23 protein-coding genes are annotated in these 21,979 nt (G+C 69.5%); 15 read left to right on the top strand and 8 right to left on the bottom strand.

Features of this window, described 5'->3' with window-relative positions:
• Positions 1-55: 55 nt before the first annotated feature.
• On the top strand, positions 56-1,897 hold the full coding sequence (locus ACFDS6_RS02340) for a phosphoenolpyruvate carboxykinase (GTP) (RefSeq protein ID WP_375270493.1): 1,842 nt from the start codon (positions 56-58) through the stop codon (positions 1,895-1,897).
• A gap of 243 nt (positions 1,898-2,140) precedes the next feature.
• On the opposite strand, the gene ACFDS6_RS02335 is transcribed toward ACFDS6_RS02340, so the two are convergent.
• Positions 2,141-3,391, bottom strand: a complete 1,251-nt coding sequence (locus ACFDS6_RS02335) for a M24 family metallopeptidase (RefSeq protein WP_375270492.1) — start codon at positions 3,389-3,391, stop codon at positions 2,141-2,143.
• A 76-nt stretch (positions 3,392-3,467) separates the two neighbouring features.
• On the opposite strand from ACFDS6_RS02335, the gene ACFDS6_RS02330 reads away from it, so the two are divergent.
• Positions 3,468-4,790, top strand: coding sequence for a dicarboxylate/amino acid:cation symporter (locus ACFDS6_RS02330; protein ID WP_375270491.1), 1,323 nt, complete (start codon positions 3,468-3,470; stop codon positions 4,788-4,790).
• Here ACFDS6_RS02330 and ACFDS6_RS02325 read toward each other — a convergent pair.
• Complete coding sequence (locus tag ACFDS6_RS02325) at positions 4,787-6,295, bottom strand: YifB family Mg chelatase-like AAA ATPase (protein ID WP_375270490.1); 1,509 nt, start codon at positions 6,293-6,295, stop codon at positions 4,787-4,789. The genes ACFDS6_RS02330 and ACFDS6_RS02325 overlap by 4 nt on opposite strands.
• A 159-nt stretch (positions 6,296-6,454) precedes the next feature.
• On the opposite strand from ACFDS6_RS02325, the gene rpmH reads away from it, so the two are divergent.
• The 9 genes from rpmH (at position 6,455) to msrB (ending at position 12,554) form a co-directional block, all read left to right on the top strand.
• Positions 6,455-6,589, top strand: coding sequence for a 50S ribosomal protein L34 (gene rpmH / locus ACFDS6_RS02320; RefSeq protein WP_028056723.1), 135 nt, complete (start codon positions 6,455-6,457; stop codon positions 6,587-6,589).
• Positions 6,590-6,636: 47 nt separating this feature from the next.
• On the top strand, positions 6,637-6,996 hold the full coding sequence (gene rnpA, locus ACFDS6_RS02315) for a ribonuclease P protein component (RefSeq protein WP_375270489.1): 360 nt from the start codon (positions 6,637-6,639) through the stop codon (positions 6,994-6,996).
• Entirely contained in the window at positions 6,993-7,205 is a 213-nt protein-coding gene (gene yidD, locus ACFDS6_RS02310) for a membrane protein insertion efficiency factor YidD (protein ID WP_375270488.1), read from the top strand. The genes rnpA and yidD overlap by 4 nt, the downstream gene beginning before the upstream one ends.
• A 19-nt stretch (positions 7,206-7,224) precedes the next feature.
• Positions 7,225-8,940, top strand: a complete 1,716-nt coding sequence (gene yidC / locus ACFDS6_RS02305) for a membrane protein insertase YidC (protein ID WP_375270487.1) — start codon at positions 7,225-7,227, stop codon at positions 8,938-8,940.
• Positions 8,937-9,605 (top strand): ribosome biogenesis GTP-binding protein YihA/YsxC, encoded by a 669-nt coding sequence (yihA, locus tag ACFDS6_RS02300; protein WP_375270486.1) that lies wholly within the window; start codon positions 8,937-8,939, stop codon positions 9,603-9,605. Before yidC ends, yihA begins: the two co-directional genes overlap by 4 nt.
• Before the next feature lie 69 nt (positions 9,606-9,674).
• Positions 9,675-10,337, top strand: coding sequence for a glutathione S-transferase family protein (locus ACFDS6_RS02295; protein WP_375270485.1), 663 nt, complete (start codon positions 9,675-9,677; stop codon positions 10,335-10,337).
• Positions 10,334-11,476 carry a succinyl-diaminopimelate desuccinylase gene (dapE, locus tag ACFDS6_RS02290; protein ID WP_375270484.1) on the top strand — a complete coding sequence of 381 codons (1,143 nt, stop codon included), beginning with the start codon at positions 10,334-10,336 and terminating at the stop codon, positions 11,474-11,476. Before ACFDS6_RS02295 ends, dapE begins: the two co-directional genes overlap by 4 nt.
• A 58-nt stretch (positions 11,477-11,534) precedes the next feature.
• Positions 11,535-12,056: a DUF1440 domain-containing protein gene (locus ACFDS6_RS02285; protein WP_375270483.1), complete on the top strand. Its 522-nt coding sequence runs from the start codon at positions 11,535-11,537 to the stop codon at positions 12,054-12,056.
• Positions 12,057-12,107: 51 nt separating this feature from the next.
• On the top strand, positions 12,108-12,554 hold the full coding sequence (gene msrB / locus ACFDS6_RS02280; protein WP_375270482.1) for a peptide-methionine (R)-S-oxide reductase MsrB: 447 nt from the start codon (positions 12,108-12,110) through the stop codon (positions 12,552-12,554).
• 15 nt (positions 12,555-12,569) lie between these two features.
• On the opposite strand, the gene ACFDS6_RS02275 is transcribed toward msrB, so the two are convergent.
• From ACFDS6_RS02275 to ACFDS6_RS02265, 3 genes are read right to left on the bottom strand one after another with little or no spacing between them, the layout of a single operon-like run.
• Positions 12,570-13,115 carry a Smr/MutS family protein gene (locus ACFDS6_RS02275; protein ID WP_375270481.1) on the bottom strand — a complete coding sequence of 182 codons (546 nt, stop codon included), beginning with the start codon at positions 13,113-13,115 and terminating at the stop codon, positions 12,570-12,572.
• On the bottom strand, positions 13,093-14,403 hold the full coding sequence (locus ACFDS6_RS02270; protein WP_375270480.1) for a murein transglycosylase A: 1,311 nt from the start codon (positions 14,401-14,403) through the stop codon (positions 13,093-13,095). Before ACFDS6_RS02270 ends, ACFDS6_RS02275 begins: the two co-directional genes overlap by 23 nt.
• A complete protein-coding gene (locus ACFDS6_RS02265; RefSeq protein WP_375270479.1) occupies positions 14,400-15,044 on the bottom strand; it encodes a Tim44/TimA family putative adaptor protein in 645 nt (214 codons plus the stop codon). The genes ACFDS6_RS02270 and ACFDS6_RS02265 overlap by 4 nt, the downstream gene beginning before the upstream one ends.
• Before the next feature lie 145 nt (positions 15,045-15,189).
• On the opposite strand from ACFDS6_RS02265, the gene secB reads away from it, so the two are divergent.
• The 4 genes from secB (at position 15,190) to ACFDS6_RS02245 (ending at position 18,804) form a co-directional block, all read left to right on the top strand.
• Positions 15,190-15,702 (top strand): protein-export chaperone SecB, encoded by a 513-nt coding sequence (gene secB / locus ACFDS6_RS02260; RefSeq protein ID WP_375270478.1) that lies wholly within the window; start codon positions 15,190-15,192, stop codon positions 15,700-15,702.
• Between the two features lie 28 nt (positions 15,703-15,730).
• Positions 15,731-17,320 (top strand): murein biosynthesis integral membrane protein MurJ, encoded by a 1,590-nt coding sequence (gene murJ, locus ACFDS6_RS02255; protein ID WP_375270477.1) that lies wholly within the window; start codon positions 15,731-15,733, stop codon positions 17,318-17,320.
• 20 nt (positions 17,321-17,340) lie between these two features.
• The gene (trpS, locus tag ACFDS6_RS02250) at positions 17,341-18,348 is read left to right on the top strand and encodes a tryptophan--tRNA ligase (RefSeq protein ID WP_375270517.1); all 1,008 of its coding nucleotides are present in this window, start codon (positions 17,341-17,343) and stop codon (positions 18,346-18,348) included.
• A 156-nt stretch (positions 18,349-18,504) separates the two neighbouring features.
• A complete protein-coding gene (locus tag ACFDS6_RS02245; protein WP_375270476.1) occupies positions 18,505-18,804 on the top strand; it encodes a PspC domain-containing protein in 300 nt (99 codons plus the stop codon).
• Positions 18,805-18,810: 6 nt separating this feature from the next.
• Here ACFDS6_RS02245 and dnaA read toward each other — a convergent pair whose 3' ends face one another.
• The 3 genes from dnaA to mutM all read right to left on the bottom strand — a co-directional run bounded on the left by dnaA (position 18,811) and on the right by mutM (position 21,917).
• Positions 18,811-20,262, bottom strand: coding sequence for a chromosomal replication initiator protein DnaA (dnaA, locus tag ACFDS6_RS02240; RefSeq protein WP_375270475.1), 1,452 nt, complete (start codon positions 20,260-20,262; stop codon positions 18,811-18,813).
• Between the two features lie 451 nt (positions 20,263-20,713).
• The gene (gene rpsT, locus ACFDS6_RS02235) at positions 20,714-20,977 is read right to left on the bottom strand and encodes a 30S ribosomal protein S20 (RefSeq protein WP_375270474.1); all 264 of its coding nucleotides are present in this window, start codon (positions 20,975-20,977) and stop codon (positions 20,714-20,716) included.
• A 97-nt stretch (positions 20,978-21,074) separates the two neighbouring features.
• On the bottom strand, positions 21,075-21,917 hold the full coding sequence (gene mutM / locus ACFDS6_RS02230; protein WP_375270473.1) for a bifunctional DNA-formamidopyrimidine glycosylase/DNA-(apurinic or apyrimidinic site) lyase: 843 nt from the start codon (positions 21,915-21,917) through the stop codon (positions 21,075-21,077).
• Between the last annotated feature and the right edge of the window lie 62 nt (positions 21,918-21,979).

The following is a 21,979-nucleotide window of genomic DNA, read 5'->3' as shown; positions in this document are numbered from 1 at the left end:
CTCCAGCTTTAACGTTGCACTATATTGCCCGCGAACGGGCGGAGAGGGACACGCCATGCTGATGCAAGCCGCCGGCGAGACGACGAGCCGGACCGGGACGCCGCCGACCAGTCACCGCGCGCTGATCGAATGGGTCGAGCAGATCGCGGCGCACACGCAGCCCGACCAGGTCCACTGGTGCGACGGGTCGCAGGCGGAGTGGGACGCCTTGTCCGATCAATTGGTGCAGGCGGGCACGCTGGTACGGTTGAACCCCGAACTGCGCCCCGACAGCTTCTACGCCCGCTCCGATCCGCGCGACGTGGCGCGCGTCGAGAGCCGCACCTTTATCTGCTCGGACGCGGAGGCCGACGCGGGGCCCACCAACAACTGGGTCGAGCCGTCAGAGATGCGCAACAAGCTGGACGGGCTGTTCGAAGGCTCGATGCGGGGTCGCACGATCTACGTCGTGCCGTACTGCATGGGGCCGATCGGGTCGGACAAGAGCGCGATCGGCGTGGAGCTGACCGACAGCGCTTATGTCGTTCTTTCCATGCGGATTATGACCCGCATCGGCACGCCCGCGCTCGACATGCTGGGCGACGACGGCTTCTTCGTGCGCTGCATCCACACGGTCGGCATGCCGCTGACCGACGGTCAGGCGGACGTCGCCTGGCCGTGCAACGAGGAGAAGTGGATCGTTCACTTCCCCGAGACGCGCGAGATCTGGTCGTACGGTTCGGGCTATGGCGGCAACGCGCTCCTCGGCAAGAAGTGCTTCGCGCTGCGCATCGCGAGCGTGATGGCGCGCGACGAGGGATGGCTCGCCGAGCACATGCTTATCCTCAAGCTGACCAGTCCGGCGGGCAAGTCGCATTACGTCGCCGCCGCCTTCCCCAGCGCGTGCGGCAAGACCAACCTCGCGATGCTGGAGCCGACGGTGCCGGGCTGGCGCGCGGAGACGGTCGGCGACGACATCGCCTGGATGCGGTTCGGCAAGGACGGGCGGCTCTACGCGATCAACCCGGAAGCGGGCTTCTTCGGCGTGGCGCCGGGCACGGGCCCTGCGACCAACAAGAACGCGATCGACACGCTGTCGGGCACATGCATCTTCACCAACACCGCGCTGACCGCCGACGGCGACGTGTGGTGGGAGGGGCTGTCGGAGACGCCGGCCGAGGGGCTGACCGACTGGACCGGCGAGCCGTACGATCCCGCGAGCGGCAAGCCCGCCGCGCACCCCAACGCACGCTTCACCGCGCCGGCGGCGCAATGCCCGTCGATCGCCGACGAGTGGCAGTCGCCCGAGGGCGTGCCGATCAGCGCGTTACTGTTCGGTGGCCGCCGCGCGAGCGCGGTGCCGCTGGCGGTCGAGGCGTTCGACTGGGAGCACGGCGTCTACATGGCCGCCAACATCGCGTCGGAGGGCACCGCCGCGGCCGAGGGCAAGGTCGGCGCGCTGCGCCGCGATCCCTTCGCGATGCTGCCGTTCTGCGGCTACAACATGGGCGACTATTTCAGCCACTGGATCCGCATGGGGGCGAAGGCGCAGTCCGACGCCGCGGTCCTGCCGCGCATCTTCATGGTCAACTGGTTCCGCAAGGACGAGAACGGCAAGTTCGTCTGGCCGGGCTTCGGCGAGAATTCGCGTGTGCTGAAGTGGATCGTCGAGCGGATCGAGGGCGAGGCCGACGCGGTCGAGACGCCGATCGGCCACCTGCCCACCGCCGAGGCGCTCGACGTTGCGGCGCTCGACCTGTCGCCGGACGCGGTCGAGACGTTGCTGTCGGTCGATCCGGCGACGTGGAGCGAGGAAGCCGCGCGCAACCGCACCTTCCTGGAGGAGTTCGGCGCGCCGATCCCGCCCGCGCTGATGCGGCAGCAGCAGGCGCTGGAGCAGCGGCTGGCGAACGCCTGACCCTTCACGACTCCGGCGGCGTCGCGGTCGCCGTCGATGCGGCGCCCGCGTGGAACTCCCCCGCGCGGGCGCCGCTGGCGTTTGGCGTGGGCGTTCGCGACGACGGTGCAACACGGGCGAAAGCGGAAGAAGCGGGTTCCCGGGTCGAGCCTGGGATGACGAAGGTTGCTGTGACGGGATCGGGACTGCTCTGTCGGTATCAGCTGCCGCATGTGTCAGCCCGGCCTCGCGCCGAGCGATGGCTCACACCGGGCGATCGATCGAGGCCGGCGGCGTGCTGAACCACTTCGGTCCGGCCTCGGTCATGTGGAAGCAATCCTCCAGACGGACGCCGAACTTGCCGGGCAGATAGAGGCCGGGCTCGTCGGAAAAGCACATGCCGGGGGCGAGCGGCGTCGTCTCGCCGCGCACGAGGTTGACCGGCTCGTGCCCTTCCATGCCGATCCCGTGCCCGGTGCGGTGCGACAGGCCGGGCAGGCGATAGCCGGGACCGTAGCCGAGCGACTCGTAGTAGCGACGCACCGCGTCGTCGACGCTGCCCGCGGGCGCGCCGAGCTTCGCCGCCGCGAACGCCACCTGCTGCCCGCGCGCGACCTGGTCCCAGACGCGGCGCACCGCCGTGCTGGCAGCGCCGGCGACGAAGGTACGCGACACGTCCGACTGATAGCCCTGCACGGTGCAGCCGCAGTCCATAAGTACCACGTCGCCGCGCGCAATGGTGCGCGGCGCGGTGCCGCCGTGGGGCAGCGCCGCGTCGGGGCCGACCAGCGCCATCGAGAATTCGGGCGCGCCGCCGAGCTTTCGGGTCGCGGCGTCCATCAGCGCGCCAACGTCGCGGCCGGTCATGCCGGGCTCGACCCGCGGGTGGACCCAGCGATAGGCCGCAATCGTCACATCGGTCGCGGCCTGCATCAGCGCGATCTCGGCCGACGACTTGACCATGCGGCACGCGCGCACGACCGGGTCGGCGGTGACCAGCCGCACGCCCGGCAGCGCTGCGCGCAGGCGGTCGGTGGCGAAGAAGCGGACGTTCGCTTCCACCCCGATCGGCCGCGCGGCGAGCCGGCGATCGCGCAGGAAGCCGGCGACGACCTTGAGCGGGTCCTCGTCCTCGTTCCACGTCCTGACGTCGGCGGGCACCGACAGGCTGAGGCGCACCGAAGGCTCCTCGAAAAACGGCGTGACGATGCATGGCTCACCCTCGACCGGCAGGATCGCGCAGGTGAGCCGCTCCGAGAGATGCCAGCGCACGCCGGTGAAGTAGATCATCGAGGCGCCGGGCTCGATCAGCACGGCGCCGATGCCGTTCGCCCTCATCAGCGCCTGCGCGCGCGACAGTCGGCGTGCGCGCTCGGCCGCGTCGATCGGCCTGGTGCCGCGCGTCATGTCCTGCAAGCCCGCCAGGTCGGGCTCGGCCGCGCGCAGCACGTACGGCGCGAACGGCAGCGCGGTCGCGGCGGCGAGGACGTTGCGGCGGCTGAAGGAGGTCGGCATAGGCGGCGAACGATAGGGTGCTTGACCGAGGCGCCGCAATCCCCTTCCCTCTGCCCAACCACGCGGGAGCAATGATTTGGCCAAGCGGCTGACCCTCTACATCATGATCGGGCTGATCGCCGGATTGGTCGTCGGGCTGGCGCTCAACGGCTGGCTGGACGACGGCACGCCCGCGGCGCAGGCGCGGCTGACCGAGATCGCGGGCTATTTCTCAATCGTGACGGGGCTGTTCCTGCGGCTGATCAAGATGATCATCGCGCCGCTCGTCTTCGCGACTTTGGTGTCGGGCATCGCGCAGATGGGCGATACCGCGGCGCTGGGTCGGATCGGCGGGCGCGCGCTCGGCTGGTTCGTCTGCGCGAGCCTGGTGTCGCTCGGGCTCGGGCTGGTGCTGGTGAACGTGTTCCAGCCGGGCGTCGGCATCAACCTGGCGCTGCCCGCCGCGACCGCGGCGTCGGGCGTGGAGACGGCGGGGTTCAATCTAAAGGACTTCGTCACGCACATCGTGCCCGCCTCGATGGTGGACGCGATGGCGAAGAACGAGATCCTGCAGATCGTCGTCATGTCGCTGTTCGTCGGCGTCGGCATCACCGCTGTCGGCGACAAGGCCGCGCCGCTGGTCCGCGGCATCGACGCGCTGGTCCACGTCATGCTGCAGGTCACCGACTACGTCATGCGCGTCGCGCCGGTCGCGGTGTTCGCCGCGGTCGCCGGCACACTGACTGAGCGCGGCGCGGGGGTGATCGGGCAGCTCGCCTATTTCATGGGCAGCTTCTACCTGACGCTCTTGACGCTGTGGGCGGTGCTGCTGGGCGTCGGTACGCTGTTCATCGGGCGGCGCATCCTCGACCTGATCCGCCACGTGCGCGAGCCGTTGCTGGTCGCCTTCTCGACCGCGTCGTCGGAGGCTGCCTATCCGCGAATGCTGGAGGCACTCGACCGGTTCGGGGTACCGCCGCGGATCGCCAGCTTCGTGCTGCCGCTGGGCTACTCGTTCAACCTCGACGGGTCGATGATCTACATGGGATTCGCGTCGCTGTTCGTCGCGCAGGCGTACGGCATCGACCTGTCGATCGGACAGCAGATCACCATGCTGCTGGTGCTGATGGTGACGAGCAAGGGAATCGCGGGGGTGCCGCGCGCGAGCCTGGTGGTGATCGCGGCGACGATGCCGATGTTCAACATTCCCGAGGCGGGGCTGCTGCTGATCCTGGCGGTGGATCATTTCCTCGACATGGGGCGCACCGCGACCAACGTGATCGGCAACGCGGTGGCGAGCGCGGTGGTGGCGAAATGGGAGAGCGGGTTCGACGCGCCCGAGCCGGTCGCGATCGAGCCGCCGCGCGCGCCGAGCGGGCACGGTCCCGCCGATCCGGTGACGTCGTTCCGCGAGATCTAGTTGCGCGGCGCCTGGCGGCGGTAGCGGAGCGCTTCCGCCACGTGGATGCGGCCGACCGCCTCCGCGCCCGCAAGATCGGCGATCGTGCGCGCGACGCGCAGCACGCGGGTGTAGCTGCGCGCGCTCAGGCGTAGCTGCGCGGCGGCCTGCGCGAGCAGCTGGCGCCCAGGCTCGTCGGGCGTGGCGAAGCGATCGAGCGTGTCGCCGTCGAGTTCGGCGTTGGTTCGCGCGCCGCTGCCCGCCAGCCGGTCCGCCTGGATCGCCCGCGCCTCCGCCACGCGCGCGGCGACCTCCGCCGATCCCTCGCCGGGCGGCGGCAGCGTCAGGTCGGCGGCGGAGACCGCCTGCACCTCGATGTGCAGGTCGACGCGGTCGAGCAGCGGCCCCGACACCTTGGCCTGATAGTCGGCGGCGCATTTCGGCGCGCGCGCGCAGGCGAGGCTCGCGTCGCCCAGATGCCCGCAGCGGCAAGGGTTCATCGCGGCGATCAACTGGACGCGCGCCGGAAAGGTCACGTGCGCGTTGGCGCGCGCGACGCTGACCGTGCCGGTTTCCAGCGGCTGGCGCAGAGAATCGAGTACCGCGCGCTGAAACTCGGGCAGCTCGTCGAGGAACAGCACGCCCAGGTGCGCGAGGCTGACCTCGCCCGGCTTGACCCGCAACCCGCCGCCGGTGAGTGCCGCCATCGAGGCGGAATGGTGCGGTTGGCGGAACGGGCGGACGCGGGTGAGCTGCCCGTTCGTCAGCGTGCCCGCGACCGATTGCACCATGCTGACCTCCAGCGCCTCGGCCGCGTCGAGCGGGGGCAGGATGCCGGGCAGGCACGCGGCCATCAGCGACTTGCCCGCGCCTGGCGGACCGACCATCAGGAGGTTGTGCGAGCCGGCGGCGGCGATCTCCAGCGCGCGCTTGGCGACTTCCTGTCCCTTCACCTGGCGCAGATCGGGGCCGGTGCGGGCGTCGATCACTTCCCCCGGGCGGGGCATGGCGAGCAGTTGCTCGCCCTTCAGGTGATTGAGCAGGCCGAGCAGGTCGGGGGCGGCGACCACCTCGATGCCCGCACTCCAGGCGGCTTCAGGTCCTTGCGCGGCGGGGCAGATCAGGCCCTTGCCTAGCTCCGCCGCGTGGATCGCCGCGAGGAGGACGCCGGGCGACGGCGCGAGCCGGCCGTTCAGCCCCAGCTCGCCGACGACCACGTACTCGGCGAGCGCCTCGGCATCGACCACGCCCATCGCCGCCAGCAGACCGAGCGCGATCGGGAGGTCGAAGTGCGAGCCTTCCTTGGGCAGGTCGGCGGGCGACAGGTTCACCGCGATCCGCTTGGGCGGCAATGACAGCCCCATGCTGGCGATCGCGCCGCGCACGCGCTCGCGGCTTTCCGCCACCGCCTTGTCGGCGAGCCCGACGAGGTTGAACGCGGGCAGCCCGGCGATCAGCTGCACCTGCACCTCGACCGCGCGCGCCTCCAGTCCCAGATACGCCACGGTGGATACGATCGCGACCATGTTGCTGCCCCCTGCCCCGTCTCATAGCGTAGCATTGCCTGCTGCGAAGCCGGCAAGACTTACCGTAACGTTGACTTCAGCAGCGTCTGCCCGTAAGCGGCGCAGCGTTGGGGCTGCCCGTGTGGTGGCCCCTTGGTATTTGTATTCGGGACATGAACGATGAAGCGGACCTTTCAGCCGAGCAACCTGGTGCGTGCACGCCGTCACGGCTTCCGCGCGCGGATGGCGACGGTCGGCGGCCGTGCGGTGATCCGGGCGCGTCGCGCGCGCGGCCGCAAGAAGCTGTCGGCGTAAGCGACACCATCAGTGATCGGAGCTCCCCGCGCGTGACGCCGGGGCGCATGACGAAGCGGCCGGACTATCTGGCCGCGAACGCCGGGCGCCGGGCTCCGACGCCCGGCTTCGTTTTGTTGGTCAAGGACCGGCGCGACGACGATCCCGCGATGCGGATCGGCATCACCGTGACCAAGAAGGTCGGCAATGCGGTGGTCCGCAACCGCATCAAGCGGCGTTTCCGCGCGCTGGCGCGCGAGGTCCTGCCAGAGGTGGGCTGCGCGGGGGCGGACCACGTTCTGATCGGGCGCGATGCCGCGATGACGTGCGATTACGCCGCGCTCAGGCACGACCTGGTGCGCGCGCTGGAACGTGCCGCCAAGGCACCGGAAGGCGACACGAGGCCGCCGCGGCGCAAGCGCCGATGATCGCGCGCGCGCTGATACTGCTCGCGCGCGCGTGGCAATTGGGGCCGAGCGTGGTGCTGCCGCCGTCGTGCCGGTTCCAACCGTCGTGTTCGGCCTATGCAATACAGGCGCTGCGCCGCTATGGAGCGGCGAAGGGCGGATGGTTGGCGGTCAAGCGGATCGCCAGATGCCATCCATGGGGCGGACACGGACCCGATCCGGTACCGTGATGACGATTTGGGGCGCCAGGTGAACAACGACAACAAGAACTTCATCCTGTTCGCGGTGCTCGCGGCGCTGATCCTGTTCGGCTGGCCGCTGGCGCAGAGCCGCTTTTTCCCGACCGCCAACCCGCCCGTCACGAAGATCGTCGACGGCAAGTCGAAGCCGCTGCCGCAGCCCGGTGCCGATCCGACCGCCGACGGCCCGGCCGCGGTGCGCGATCGCCGCGCGGTGCTGGCGGAGAGCCCGCGCGTGCGCATCCAGACGCCGCACCTGCAGGGCTCGATCAACCTGAAGGGTGCGCGGATCGACGACCTGGTGCTGACCGACTACAAGGAAACGGTCGCCAGGAACTCGCCCCCGATCCGCCTGCTGTCGCCCGCTGGCGCGCCGGAGGCGTATTTCGCGCAGTTCGGCTGGCGCGACGGCGGGCTGACGCCGCCCGGACCCGATGCGGTTTGGAGCGCGTCCTCCGACGTACTCGCGCCCGGCCGCCCGGTGACGCTGACCGCGGCGAACGCGCGCGGCCAACGCTTCCGCATCGACCTGTCGATCGACAGCGATTACCTGTTCACGATCCGCCAGACGGTCGCCAACGCCGGGCAGAGCGCGGTGCCGGTCGCGAGCTACGCGCTGGTCAACCGGGCTGGCGTGTCGAAGGACCCGGACAGCTGGACGATCCACACCGGACCGATGGCGGTGTACGACAACGCCGCGCATTACGGCCCCAATTTCAAGGAAGTCGACGAGGGACCGCAGCGCTTCGATTCGAAGGGCGGCTGGCTCGGCTTCACCGACAAATACTGGCTGACCGCGCTGATCCCCGACCAGTCGCGCAGCTTCGACGGCCAGTTCCGCGCCGGCGCGAACAAGACCTATCAGGGCGACTTCACCGGTGCGGCGCAGCTGCTACCGCCGGGGCAGCAGACCAGCCAAACCACGCGCTTCTTCGCGGGCGCGAAGGAAGTGAAGCTGCTCGACCAATATACCGACAACGGCACCGCGACGATGCTCGACTACGCGCTCGACTGGGGCTGGTTCCGAATCGTCGAGAAGCCGATCTTCTATTATCTCGACTTCCTGTTCCACCTCGTCGGCAACTTCGGCGTCGCGATCATCCTGCTGACGCTGACGATTCGCCTGCTGGTGTTCCCGATCGCGCAGCGCCAGTTCCGCAGCATGGCGGCGATGCGCGCGATCCAGCCGAAGATGAAGGCGATCCAGGAGCGCTACAAGGACGACAAGCAGCGCCAGCAGCAGGAGATCATGGCGCTGTACAAGGCGGAGAAGGTCAATCCGCTGGCGGGCTGCCTGCCGACGCTGATTCAGATCCCGATCTTCTATGCGCTGTACAAGGTGCTGCTGCTGACGATCGAGATGCGCCACCAGCCGTTCGTGCTGTGGATCAAGGACCTGTCCGCGCCCGATCCGCTGACCCCGCTCAACCTGTTCGGGCTGCTCGACTTCACCCCGCCGCACGTGATCGCGATCGGCGTGGTGCCGATCCTGCTCGGCATCTCGATGTTCTTCCAGTTCCGCCTGAACCCGGCGCCGATGGACGACGCGCAGAAGCAGGTGTTCGCGATCATGCCCTGGGTGCTGATGTTCGTGATGGCGCCATTCGCGGTCGGGCTGCAGGTCTACTGGATCACGACCAACTGCATCTCGATCCTACAGCAGAAGTGGCTGTACAGCCGGCATCCCCAGCTGAAGCAGGCTCCGGCGAAGAGTGGGGCGAAGTGAGCGACGACCCCTCCGACATCGGGGCCGAGGCGTTCGACGCCGAGCAGATCGAGGCGGCGCGCAAATTGTTCGCCGGCCCGGTCGAGTTCCTGAAGTCGGCGCCCGCGCTCAACTTCCTGCCCGACGCGGTGGTGCCCGAGGTCGCGTTCGCGGGGCGCTCGAACGTCGGCAAGTCGTCGCTCTTGAACGCGCTGACCGGGCGCAAGTCGCTTGCGCGCACCTCGGTCACACCGGGGCGGACGCAGGAGCTGAACTTCTTTGACGTCGGGCAGCCGCTCGCCTTTCGCCTGGTCGACATGCCGGGCTACGGCTTCGCCAAGGCGCCCAAGGACATGGTTAGGAAGTGGCGTTACCTAGTCAACGATTTCCTGCGCGGGCGGCAGGCGTTGAAGCGCGCGCTGGTGCTGATCGACAGCCGCCACGGGATCAAGGACGTCGACCGCGAGATACTGGAGATGCTCGACCGCGCGGCGGTCAGCTACCGGCTGGTGCTGACCAAGGCGGACAAGGTCAAGGCGACCGACCTCGCCGACGTGACCGCGGCGACCGCGGCGGAGGCGCGCAAGCACGCCGCCGCGCACCCCGATATCATCCAGACGTCGAGCGAGGGCGGCATGGGCATTCCCGAGCTGCGCGCGGCGGTGCTGGAAGCGGTCAACGGCTGACTGCCTGAGCGGGCGGGCAGGCTAGCGGGCGCTTGTGGTCCCCTGCCCGCGCCCGTATCGCTCCTGCCCATGAAGCTCATCATCGGCAACAAGGCCTATTCATCGTGGTCGCTGCGCGGCTGGCTCGCGTGCAAGCAGTCGTGCCTCGCGTTCGAGGAAGTGGTGGTCCCGCTCTACGACGAGGAATGGGACAAGCGCCGCGAGGGTGACGAGTTCGCACCCTCGTCGGGCAAGGTGCCGATCCTGTGGGACGGCGACGCGGTGGTGTGGGACAGCCTCGCGATTGTCGAGTACCTGTCGGACAAGGTCGGGCGTGACCGCTTCTGGCCCGAGGACGAGGCGGCGCGCGCGATGGCGCGGTCGATGGCGGCGGAAATGCACTCGAGCTTCGCGGCGTTGCGCCGCAAGCACAGCATGAACATCCGCCAGATCTTTCCGACTAAGCGGCCCGACGACGACGTGATCGCGGATCTCACACGGATCATGGAATTGTGGGCGCAGGCGCGCGCGCGCTTCGGCGGCGACGGCGACTTCCTGTTCGGCGAGTTCGGCGCGGCGGACATCATGTACGCGCCCGTGTGCACGCGCATCGTCACCTACTCGCTGCCCGCCCCCCGCTTCGCCGCCGCCTATATCGCCGCGGTGCTGTCGCACCCGTTCCTGCAGGACTGGATCGGAGCCGCACAGGCGGAGGATTGGGTGCTGGAACAATTCGAGCAGCCCGCGGCGTGAGCGCGCCCGCGACGGTCGACGTGGTCGCGCTCGCCTGCGCGTTGATCGACGTGGAGAGCGTGACGCCGGCGCAAGGTGCCGTGTTCGACGTGCTGGAGGCGGCGCTGCTGCCGCTCGGCTTCGCGGTCGATCGCTTCACGGTCGGCGAGGCGCCGGACGGGCCGGTCGAGAATCTGCTCGCCACGCGCGGGTCGGGCGCACCGCATCTCGCCTTCGCGGGCCACGTCGACGTCGTGCCCGCGGGTGACGGCTGGACCAGCCCGGCGTTCACCAGCGAGGTGCGCGACGGGCTGCTCTACGGGCGCGGCGCTGTCGACATGAAGGGGGCGGTCGCCGCCTTCATCGCCGCCGCCGACGCTGCGGCGCACGCCGGTCAGGTCACGCTGGTCATCACCGGCGACGAGGAAGGGCCCGCGACCTACGGCACCGTGGCGCTGATCGAGCGGATGCGCGCGCGCGGGATCGCCCCCGAGCTGTGCCTGGTCGGCGAGCCCACGTCGGCCAGGCAAGTGGGCGATACGATCAAAATAGGGCGGCGCGGGTCGGTCAACATCTCGATCGCGGTGCCCGGTCGGCAGGGACACGTCGCCTACCCGCACCTCGCCGACAACCCGATCCCCAAGCTTGTCGCTGCGCTCGTCGAGCTCGACGCGCTGGTGCTGGACGAGGGCAACGCCTGGTTCCAGCCGTCGAACCTGGAGGTGACCGACATCACTGTCGGCAATCCGGCGACCAACGTTATCCCCGCCGCGGCGACGGCGCGCGTCAGCATCCGCTTCAACGACGAGCATCGCGGCGACGAACTCGCGGCGCGCGTGGCCGGGATCGTGCACCGTCACGCCCCCGACGCGGTCGTCACCCCGCGCGTCTCGGGCGAGGCATTCCTGACCGAACCGGGCCGGCTCTCGGCGATGCTGTCGGCCGCGATCCTCGACGAGACGGGGCTGACCCCCGAGCTGTCGACCACCGGCGGCACCTCGGACGCGCGCTTCCTGCGCGCGCTCTGCCCCGTGGTGGAGTTCGGGCTGCTCAACGCGACGATGCACCAGCGCGACGAGGCGGTGGCGGTCGACGACCTGCACGCGCTCACTCGCATCTACGCCAACCTGCTACGCCGCGCGCTAGCCGCGGCCGCGTAGCGCAACCTCGACCGGCATCGCTCGTTCAGCCGTTCGACACAGAAGCGAGGAACGACGCGTGGCGGAACAGGGTGACAGCGATACGACCAAGGTGCTGCGCGGCGTCGTCGCGGGGGCGATCGCCGGGGTCGTCGCCTCGTTCGCGATGGATCGTTTCCAGGCGGCGGTGACCGCGCTCATCTCGTCCGACGACGGCGACGAGGAGCAGCAGCAGCAGTCCGAACCCGCGACCGTGAAAGCGGCCGACGCGATCGCGCAGCAGGTGGCGGGGCGCGCGGTGGCGAACGAGGACAAGCCGCTCGCCGGACAGGCGATCCACTACGCGCTCGGCGTCGGGCTCGGCATCGCCTACGGCGTCGCGGCCGAGTTCCGCCCGTCGCTGACCGCGGGCTACGGCACCGGCTTCGGCGTCGCCACTGCCACGCTCCTCGACGAGGTCGCGGTGCCCGTGGTGGGGCTTGGCAGCGCGCCGTGGCGTACCGATCTATCGACCAACCTCTATTCCTACGCCTCGCACCTGGTGTTCGGCGCGACGAGCGAGTTGGTGCGGCGGCAAGTCGCGGACACGCTCAGCGCCTGAGCACGCCCGGGCGGGGTCGGGAGCGCACGCCGGAGGTCTGAAGGAGCGACCATGACCGATTACACCAAGACCGAGGAAGCCATCGCGCGCCTCACACCCGAGCAATTCTACGTGACGCAGCAGAGCGGCACCGAGCGGCCGGGCACGGGCGAGTATCTCTACAACAAGAAGGCCGGCATCTACGTCGACGTCGTCTCGGGCGAGCCGCTGTTCGCGTCGGCGGACAAGTACGAGTCGCACTGCGGCTGGCCGAGCTTCACCAAGCCGATCGATTCCGCGCGCGTCAACGAACTGTCCGACCGCACGCACGGCATGGTGCGCACCGAGGTCCGCTCGGCGGGCGGGGACAGCCACCTGGGCCACGTGTTCGACGACGGCCCGCGCGACCGCGGTGGCCTGCGCTACTGCATCAACTCCGCCGCGCTCCGCTTCGTGCCCAAGGAGCAGATGGAGGCGGAGGGTTACGGCGACTACCTCGACCAGGTCGAGGACGCCTGAAGTTAGAGTCTTACGTTAGCGCTTGCGGCGAAGGATGACGTACAAGGCACCCGCGCCGCCGTGGCGCGGGTGCGCGTTGCGCACCGCCGCGATCGCGTCAGTGTGGCGCGACAGGTGCAGCCAGTCCGCGATCGCCGCGCGGATCGCGCCGCGCGCGTGCGGTCGCTCGCTCTCCTTGCGCGGCGGGCGGCCGGTGACGAGCAGGATCGTCCGCTCGCCGTGCCTGATCGCCTGATCGAGCTGATGGTCGAGCATCGCGTGCGCCGAGGCGAGCGTGTGACCGTGCAGGTCAATCGTGCGGTCGGGCGACACCATGCCGTTCGACAATTTGCGATCCCAGCTGCGATCGAGCGTGTTCGCGCTGGGGCGCGCGGCCGGCACGACGATGCGCGAGGGCGGCGGCGGCGCGGCGGTCGGCTTGATCGCTTCCTTCGCCTTAGGTGATTTGACGGGTGCCGCGGAGGCGGGCGCGGCGAGCGGCGTCACCGGCCGCAGCGGGCGCACGGTGGCGCGGATCTGCGCCCAGGCGCTCGCTTCCTCAGGGGCGAGGCGTCGTCCCACCGGCCGCTCCCCCGCTACGCAGGCGATCCGCGGTACCGACCGGCAGCAGCAGGAACGCGGTCCCGCGCGCGCTCATTCCGCCCGCAATTGCGCGCGCCTCGTCCCCCGCGCCCCAGAAGGTGTCGAAGCGATTCGCCCCCTTGATCGCGCCGCCGGTGTCCTGCGCCACCCAGATGCCGTTCGCGTCGGTGCGGTCCATCGACAGGAACACCGGCGCGCCGAGCGGAATGAACTTCGGGTCGGCCGCGACGGTCACGCCCCCCGTCACCGGCAGGCCGAGCGCGCCGAGCGGCGGGCCGTCGAGCACGCGGAAGAATACGAAGCTCTTGTTCTCGCGCATGATCTCGCGACCCTCGTCGGGATGGTCGTGCAGCCATTGCACGATCCCCTGCATCGACGCCTGCCCCGCGCCGATCAGCCCGCGCGATCGCATCAGCGCGCCGATGCCGGTATAGGCGCGGCCGTTCTGCGTGTCGTAGCCGATCCGCAGCAGCGATCCGTCGGACATGCGGACGTTGCCCGAACCCTGGACCTGAAGAAAGAAGAACTCGACCGGGTCGACCGCGTAGCCGAGCACGCGCGCGCGGCCGCTGAGCGCGCCCTGCTCGATCTCGGTGCGATCGTAATAGGGCACGAATTTGGTGCCGACGACGCGGCCACGGATCTTCTTGCCGACGAGGTCGGTCGAGAAGGCGCCCAGGTCGACGTCGATCAGGTCAGTCGGCCGCGCGTAGATCGGCGCGTAGCCGGCGCGCTCCTCGCGTGCGCCGCGGATCTCCGGAATGTAATAGCCCGTCGCGAAGGCGCGGCCGTCGCCGACCTGCACGGGTTCGAGATAGCGGCGGAAGAAGTCGGTGGCCTGCCCCGCGGGCGTGGTCGCGGCGACGGTGCAGGCGGGCTGCCAGTCGGTCGGAGCGGTCAGCCCGGACTGATCGGCGCGGCGCACGAGGCTGGGGCAGGACAAGCGGAACGCCTGCAACGCCGCGGCGGCGTTGGCGGGCGACAGCGGCAGCGCGTCCCAGTCGACCCCGCGCGTCGTACCCGCCTGCGCGGCGGTCGCCGCACCGGGCACCGCGACCGCGGGTACCGGCAGGATCGGGGTCGAGGCGACCGGCTGTCGCGGCTCCGCCTGGTTATACGGTCTAAGTTGCTCGCGCTCGCCCTCACGGTCGCGCGCTGGCGGCGGCATCGCGTCGCCAATAACGCGTGGCGGCGGCGCGACGCCGCCGACGCACGCCGACAGCGCCAGCGCACCGGCCAGCGCGGCTACCCCCCTGCGGTACCTCACGCCTCGTCGGTGTCCGCGAGCATCCAGTTCGGATCGGCGCTCTTGAGCGTCCGCGTGAACGTCCACACGTCGTGCGTCTGCACCGCGTCGCTGAGCGAACCCGCGACTAGATTGCCCTCGTTGTCGCGCGTCACCGCGGCGATGTCCGCGTCGAAGCGGACCGCGATCTGCGCCTGGCGCCCGTCGACCGAGGCCGACACGATCGAGGCACGCTCGATCGTCACCAGCCGGTTGTCGAGCACGTGGCCCGCGTCGCTGCGCGCCTCGATCGCCTCGACGAACGCCTGCTTGACGTCGGGCACGACCAGGTCGGCGAGCGCGTCCTCGTCACCGCGCCAGAACGCCTCCAGGATCATGCGATACGCCGCCTGAGAGCCGTCGACGAAGCGGGTGATATCGAAACCGGACTCGGCCGCGGCGATCGCGCGCAACCCCGCCTCCGCCCCGCTGTCGAACGGGCGCACCGTGGCACCGCGCACGTCGGGCACGTTCTCGACCGTTCGCGCGGGCGCCGCGGCGACCACGCGCTCTTCCGCGGCGCGCGGCAACGATTGCTCGTGCCCGCCTCGCTTGCCGAGCACCGAATATAAGCGAAGCGCCAGAAACGCGGCGACCATCGCGAGCAGGACAACGTAGAACACCGGGCCTCCGATCAGCAGACGCACAACATAGTCTCAGCCTGTCGGAACTTCAAATCGCCGAGCCGGCACGTTGTATCCGTCGGGTCGCACTGCTAGTCGCGCCCCATTTGGCGCTACCGCGCCTTCGATCACGAGGAACAGGACGATGGACGAGCAGGACAACGCCGGCACGCAGGGCGACGACGCATTCGCGAACGGTGCCGATCAGGCGCCAGCGGCCGGTCTGATCTCGCAGTACGTCAAGGATCTGTCGTTCGAGAACCCGAACGCGCCCGCGATCTACCAGAACGAGACCTCGCCCGAGATCAACGTCCAGTTCGACATCGGCGCGAACCAGGTCGGCGAGGAAGTGCACGAGGTCGTGCTGAAGATCGAGGTGCGCGCGACCTCCAACGGGCAGACCGCGTTCATCACCGAACTGAGCTACGCCGGGCTGTTCGGGCTGCGCAACATCCCCGCCGAGCACGTCCAGCCGTTCCTGCTCGGTGAGGGCCCGCGCCTGCTGTTCCCGTTCGCGCGCCGTGTCGTGGCGGACGCGATCCGCGACGGCGGCTTCCCGCCGCTGGTGCTCGAGCCGATCGACTTCAACGCGCTGTTCCTCCAGCAGGCGCAGCAGCAGGGTATCCAGTTCGGCGACGGCCAGGTCGGCCACGCCTGATCTTCGACGCGCGGGCAAGGCGTAGACGATGAACCTGGCCCGCGCGCTCGGCTCGGTCGGCGGGCTGACGCTCGCCAGCCGCGTGCTGGCGCTGGTGCGCGATACCTTGCAGGCGACCTACGTCGGCGCGGGTTTCGCGTCGGACGCGTTCTTCGTCGCGTTTCGCCTGCCCAACATGTTCCGGGCGCTCTTCGCGGAGGGCGCCTTCTCCGCCGCGTTTATTCCGCTGTTCAACCGCAAGGTGGCGGAGGGCGGCGGAACCGCGGCCGGGGTCGACTTCGCCGAGCGCGCACTGGCGCTGCTGTTCCCGATCCTGGTCGCGTTCACCGCGATCATGCTCCTCGCCGCCTATCCGATCACCTGGGGATTGTCGGGCGGGTTCGAGCGGCAGCACCCGACGCCGGCGCAGTTCGCGTTCGCGGTGACGCTGTCGCGCTTCACCATTCCCTACCTCATGCTGATCTCGCTGGTGTCGCTGCTCGGCGGCATCCTCAACTCGCTGAATAAATTCTGGGTCAACGCCGCCGCGCCGATCCTGCTGAACGTGGCGATGATCTCAGGGCTCGTGTTCTTCCACGGCGGCGACGCCTACGCGACCGCGCGCGCGCAGGCGATCTCGGTTACGGCGGGCGGTGCGCTCCAGCTGCTCTGGCTCGTGTGGGCGTGCCGCCGCGCGGGCGTGACGCTACGGCTGCGTTTTCCCAAGCTCGACGACGATGTGAAACGCTTGATGAAGCTGATCGTCCCCGCTGCGGCGGGCGCGGGCGCGGCGCAGATCAATCTCGCGATCTCGACCGCGCTGGCGGGCGGGCTGCTGTCGGCGGGGTCGATCTCGGCGATCTACTACGCCGACCGCCTTAACCAACTGCCGCTCGGGATGATCGGCATTGGGCTGGGCACCATCCTGCTGCCCGTTGTCTCGCGGTTGCTGAGCGAGGGGCGCGAGGCGGAGGCGATGGAGACGCAGAACCGCGGGCTCGAACTCGCGCTGTTCCTGACGCTACCCGCGACCGCCGCCTTCGTGTTTGCGGCCGAGCCGATCGTGCGCGGGCTGTTCCAGCACGGCGCGTTCGATGCCGCGGACACGACGCGCGCCGCGCTGGCGCTGTCCGCCTTCTCGATCGGCCTGCCCAGCTACGTGCTGGTCAAGGTGCTGACGCCCGGCTTCTACGCGCGCGCCGATACCAAGACGCCGGTGCGGCTCGCGTTGTGGTCGGTCGGGATCAACCTGGTCGGCAATCTGATCCTGATCCCGCTGCTCGGCCGCTACGGCGTCGGGCAGGTCGGCCCGCCGCTCGCCACCGCGCTCGCCTCGACGATCAACGTCGCCTCGCTCTACGTGACGCTCGCCAGGCGCGGGCATTTCACGCTCGACGTGCAGGTGCGGCGCAAGGTGCCGCGGCTCGCGGCCGCCGCGGCGCTGATGGGCGCGACGCTGCTGCTCGTCACGCCGCGGATCGATCCCTATCTGACCGGCAGCATCGTGACGCGCGGCCTCGCGCTCGCGGTGCTGGTCGGCGCGGGCGTACTCGTCTACGCGCTCGCCTGTTTCGCGACCGGCGCGTTCCGCGTGTCCGACCTCCGTTCCCTTCTTCGCCGCAGAGCCTCCGCCCGATGAACCCCGACACTCCTACCGGCATGCGCGTCGTGTCCGGCATCAAGCCGACCGGCAACCTCCACCTCGGCAATTATCTCGGCGCGGTGAAGCAGTGGGTCGCGATGCAGGACCAGATACTGTCGCAAGGCGGCGAGACGATGTACTTCATCGCCGACCTTCACGGATTGACCGAGTGGATCGCGCCCGCGGAGCTGCGCGCGAACACGATCGAGATGACCGCGACTTTGGTCGCCGCCGGGATCGATCCCGAGCGCTCGATCCTGTTCAACCAGGCGCGCGTGCCGCAGCACAGCGAGCTGTCGTGGCTGCTCAACAACGTCGCGCGCGTCGGCTGGCTCAACCGGATGACGCAGTTCAAGGACAAGGCGGGCAAGAACCGCGAGGGCGCGAGCGTCGGGCTTTACGATTATCCCGTGCTGATGGCGGCCGACGTGCTGCTCTACAATGCGACGCACGTGCCGGTAGGCGAGGACCAGAAGCAGCACCTGGAGCTCGCGCGCGACATCGCGACCAAGTTCAACGTCGATTACGCGACCGAACTGTTCACCCTCCCCGCGCCGCTGGTCAGCCAAGCGGCTCCGCGCATCATGAGCCTGCGCGACGCGAACGCGAAGATGTCGAAGTCGAACCCGTCGGAGCAGTCGGTCGTCAAGCTGATCGATTCGGATGAGGTGATCGCGGACAAGTTCCGTCGCGCGAAGACCGACCCCGACCTGCTGCCCGACACGTGGGAGGCGCTGGAAGGCCGCGCCGAGGCACGCAACCTCGTCACCATCTTCGCCGCGCTCGCCGATCGCACGACCGCCGACGTGGTGGCGGAATATGCCGGCAAGGGCTTCGGTCAGTTCAAGCCCGCGCTCGCAGATCTGGCGGTGGCCAAGCTCGCGCCGATCCGCGACGAGATGACTCGGCTGCTGGCCGACCGCGGCTCGATCGACGCCATTCTGGAGCGCGGGGCCGAGCGCGCGCGCGATCTCGCGGCGCCGCTGCTGCGGCGCGCGCAGGAGGCGATGGGGCTGCTCGTCTGACGCTGGCGTGCCGCGCCAGATGTTGGCGAACCGTGCCGTTCGCCTGTTTGCAACCGTTGGCGAGCAACGCGAAGTCAATGACTTAGCCGGTTGGCACGATTGCTGCTGAGCAACGCGTATCGGGGCTGCGGCCCTTCCAGACGCGGAGCGAAGACGATGGACGATCAGGCGAGCAGCAGCGGTAAACCGGCGCGCGAGAGCATCTTCGGCGTGTGCGCGGCGCTGGCGAGCGACTTCGGGTTCAATCCCTTGTGGCTGCGGCTCGCGATCGGTGCGGGGCTGATGGTGGACATGGAGGCGGCGCTGGGTGCCTATGTGGTGCTGGGCGTGATCGTGCTGATCAGCCGGCTCGCCGCGCCCGATGCCAAGCCGCGCCAGCTGCCCGTGAGCGAGGCCACCACCCCGGTTCCGTCCGAGCAGGACTTGGACGAAGTGCCGCTCCCCCGCGCCGCCTGAGCGGCGTCAGGCCTCGAGCTGATGGATCAGCGTGCGCACCGCACCATCGACGTCGCGGTCGGTGTCGCGCAATTCCTCGATCCGGCGGACGGCGTGGATCACCGTGCTGTGATCGCGGCCGCCGAACTTGCGCCCGATCTCGGGCAGCGAGCGGGTCGTCATCCGCTTGGCGAGGTACATCGCGATCTGGCGCGGGCGCGCCACCGCGCGGGCGCGGCGGGCGGAGAGCAGGTCGATCTGCTTGATGTCGAAATGCTCGGACACGAGCTTCTGGATCTCGTCGATCGTGACGCGCCGCTGTGCCCCGCGCAGCGTGTCGCCCAGCACGCTCTGCGCGAAGCCGAGGTCGATCACCTCGCCCGTGAGCGAGGCGTAGGCGACGACGCGGTTGAGCGCGCCCTCGACCTCGCGGATCGACGAGGCGATGCGGCACGCGATCATGTCGACCACCTCCGCCGGCACGACCGCGTCGGGCAGCTCGGCCAGCCGCTGTGCAAGCACCGCGCGGCGCAGCTCCAGCGTCGACCCCTTGACGTCGGCGACTAGCCCCGCGCTCATGCGGCCGAGGATGCGCGTCTCTACCCCGTCGAGCGCCTGCGGCGCGCGGTCGGCGGAGATCACCAGCCGCTTGCCCGCGGCCATGATCTCGTTGATCGTGTGGAAGAACTCCTCCTGTGTCGCGTCCTTGCCGGCGATGAATTGGAGGTCGTCGATCAGCAGCAGGTCGCAGCCGCGCAGGCGCGACTTGAACGCGTGGGTGTCGCGCGCGCGCATCGCGGCGACGAAGTCGAACATGAACCGCTCGGCCGACATGCACAGCACGCGCGCGTCGGGACGCGCGTCGAGGAAGGCGTGGCCGATCGCGTGCATCAGATGCGACTTGCCCTGCCCCGTGCCGCCGTGGATGAACAAGGGACTGAAGCGCACCGGACCCGGCTCGGCGAGCGCACGCGCGGCGTTCAGCGCGACGCGGTTCGACGGGTCGGCGACGAAGCGCTCGAAGGTATAGCGCGGGTCGAGCTGCGGCCGCTCGACTAACGACGCGGGCTCGGGCGCGGCCGCGCGCGCAGCACCCGCGGGCGTCGCGGCGACGAGGTCGAGCAGCGGCGCGGCGGCAGCGACAGGGCGCGCGGCGGCGGGGGCCGGGACCGCGATCGCCAACACCTCGGGAGCGGGCGTCGCGCGGCGCGTCTCGATCGCAACGCTGCGCACCCGCGGCAGCAGCGCGCGAAACTCGTGCACCAGCCGCTCGGCGTAATGGTTGCGGACCCAGTCGGTCATGAAAGCGGACGGCAGCGCGAGCCGCACGTCCTCGCCGTCGCACGGCTCGACCAGCGACATCGGCGCGAGCCACTGGTCGAACAGCCGCGCGCCCGCGGACAGGCGCAGGTTGGCGCGCACGCGGGACCATGCTCGGCCCGCGTCGCTCAACCCTGTCTGTCCGTCGGCCTGCGTCACACAACACTCTCCCGGTTCCGCGAACGGGCTGTTCGCGGATCGACATTCACGAAGGTCAGAACTCCCCGTCACGCGGTCCCCACCGCATCGGGTCGCCAAGCTGATCCGTACTGCCCCAGTCGAACGACACGTCGGCCTGGAGGGACAGGGATAGGAACAGCGGCGTGAGTCGATCAAGTCCGGGCGCGGACACAAGAATGAAATAAAGCGGATTGACACGGATTCCGGCGCGCAAACGCGTCGAAAATCTTATAAGTCGTTGATAACGCTCGCTCTACTCACCCAGTGCCAACTAAGGGGTGGCACGAATCGCGGATTAAACTGGGTTTTCTGAAAAGCCGAAATCGAGCGCTCTCGGCGGTGCTCGAATGTTCCGCTGATCGCCGTCGGACAAGAAAAAAGGCCCGCCGGGTGGGTCCCGACGAGCCTTTAATTTTCGGTGAAAATCAGATCAGGCGAGCGCCGACAGACGCTTGGTCAGGCGCGAGAACTTGCGCGACGCCGTGTTCTTGTGAAGCACGCCCTTGGCCACGCCGCGCGCCAGTTCCGGCTGCACCGCGGCCAGTGCCGTCGTCGCCGCGGCCTTGTCGCCGGACGCGAGCGCTGCCTCTACCTTCTTCACGAAGGTACGAATGCGACCGATGCGGGCACCGTTGACTTCGGCCCGACGCTCGTTGCGGCGGATGCGCTTCTTGGCTTGCGGCGTGTTCGCCATGTAGGTCCTCTGATCTGCTGAAAACGTTGACAAAGGGCGCGGGAACGGCCCGCCATCCTGTTGAAGGTGCCGCGCATAGCGATGCGCAGGCGCAGCGTCAACTCTTGCGGCGAGGCGCGCGCGGCTTGGCGCCCTGGCAGGCGGGGCACCAGAAGGTCGATCGCCCGCCCTCCGCGTAGCGCGCCACCAGCCCGCCGCACGCGCACGGCTCGCCCTCGCGCCCGTAAACCGCGAACTGCTTGGAGAAATAGCCGAGCTCGCCGTCTGGCCGCGCGTAGTCGCGCAGGGTCGACCCGCCCGCCGCGATCGCCGCCTCGAGCACTAGGTGAACCGCGTCGACCAGCCGGGCGAGCGCGTCGTAACCGATGTCGCCCGCGGCGCGGTGAGGATCGATGCGCGCGTCGTACAGCGCCTCGCACACGTAGATGTTGCCCAGCCCCGCCACGATGCGCTGGTCGAGTAGCGCGAGCTTGATCGAGGTCCGCTTGCCCGCCAGCGCCGCGCGCAGGTAGGCGGCGTCGAATGAGCGGTCGAGCGGCTCGGGTCCGAGCAGCTGGAAGGCGGGAAAGGCCGCCAGCGTGTCGGTCGCCACCAGATCGACCGAGCCGAACCGACGCGCGTCGTTGAGCGCGAGGCGGCGTCCCTCGCCCGTCTCGATCACCAGATGGTCGTGGAGGTGCAGCTCGGCCGGATCGACGCGCCAGCGGCCCGACATGCCGAGGTGGAAGATCATCGTGTCGCCGCGGTCGGTGCCGATCAGCCCGTATTTGGCGCGGCGATCGAGGTCGGTCACGCGCGCGCCGGTCAACCGCTGGCGCAGGTCGTCGGGGAAGGCGCGGCGCAGATTGGCGCGGCGCGTCTCAATGCTGCGGATTACCTGTCCTTCGAGAACGGGGCGCAGCCCGCGAACGGTTGTTTCGACTTCGGGAAGTTCTGGCACGACGGCGAGCTAGGTTGGGTTTGCCCGCCCGGCAAGGCTTGGCTAGAGCGGCGGGGTTCCGC

It is taken from the genome of Sphingomonas sp., assembly GCF_042095875.1.
Classification (GTDB): Bacteria; Pseudomonadota; Alphaproteobacteria; order Sphingomonadales; family Sphingomonadaceae; genus Sphingomonas.
The sequence above is the reverse complement of the archived record's forward strand: the minus strand, read 5'-3'. Positions and strand labels throughout refer to the sequence as shown.

What these genes read in the sequence shown, in the direction of transcription:
- trpS (WP_375270517.1), top strand. Translation starts at nt 17,341, where the DNA reads ATGCGCGTCGTGTCCGGCATCAAGCCGACCGGCAACCTCCACCTCGGC.
- ACFDS6_RS02335 (WP_375270492.1), bottom strand. Translation starts at nt 3,391, where the DNA reads ATGCCGACCTCCTTCAGCCGCCGCAACGTCCTCGCCGCCGCGACCGCG.
- murJ (WP_375270477.1), top strand. Translation starts at nt 15,731, where the DNA reads ATGAACCTGGCCCGCGCGCTCGGCTCGGTCGGCGGGCTGACGCTCGCC.
- ACFDS6_RS02245 (WP_375270476.1), top strand. Translation starts at nt 18,505, where the DNA reads ATGGACGATCAGGCGAGCAGCAGCGGTAAACCGGCGCGCGAGAGCATC.
- msrB (WP_375270482.1), top strand. Translation starts at nt 12,108, where the DNA reads ATGACCGATTACACCAAGACCGAGGAAGCCATCGCGCGCCTCACACCC.
- ACFDS6_RS02340 (WP_375270493.1), top strand. Translation starts at nt 56, where the DNA reads ATGCTGATGCAAGCCGCCGGCGAGACGACGAGCCGGACCGGGACGCCG.
- rpmH (WP_028056723.1), top strand. Translation starts at nt 6,455, where the DNA reads ATGAAGCGGACCTTTCAGCCGAGCAACCTGGTGCGTGCACGCCGTCAC.
- ACFDS6_RS02295 (WP_375270485.1), top strand. Translation starts at nt 9,675, where the DNA reads ATGAAGCTCATCATCGGCAACAAGGCCTATTCATCGTGGTCGCTGCGC.
- yidD (WP_375270488.1), top strand. Translation starts at nt 6,993, where the DNA reads ATGATCGCGCGCGCGCTGATACTGCTCGCGCGCGCGTGGCAATTGGGG.
- secB (WP_375270478.1), top strand. Translation starts at nt 15,190, where the DNA reads ATGGACGAGCAGGACAACGCCGGCACGCAGGGCGACGACGCATTCGCG.
- ACFDS6_RS02325 (WP_375270490.1), bottom strand. Translation starts at nt 6,295, where the DNA reads ATGGTCGCGATCGTATCCACCGTGGCGTATCTGGGACTGGAGGCGCGC.
- rnpA (WP_375270489.1), top strand. Translation starts at nt 6,637, where the DNA reads ATGACGAAGCGGCCGGACTATCTGGCCGCGAACGCCGGGCGCCGGGCT.
- rpsT (WP_375270474.1), bottom strand. Translation starts at nt 20,977, where the DNA reads ATGGCGAACACGCCGCAAGCCAAGAAGCGCATCCGCCGCAACGAGCGT.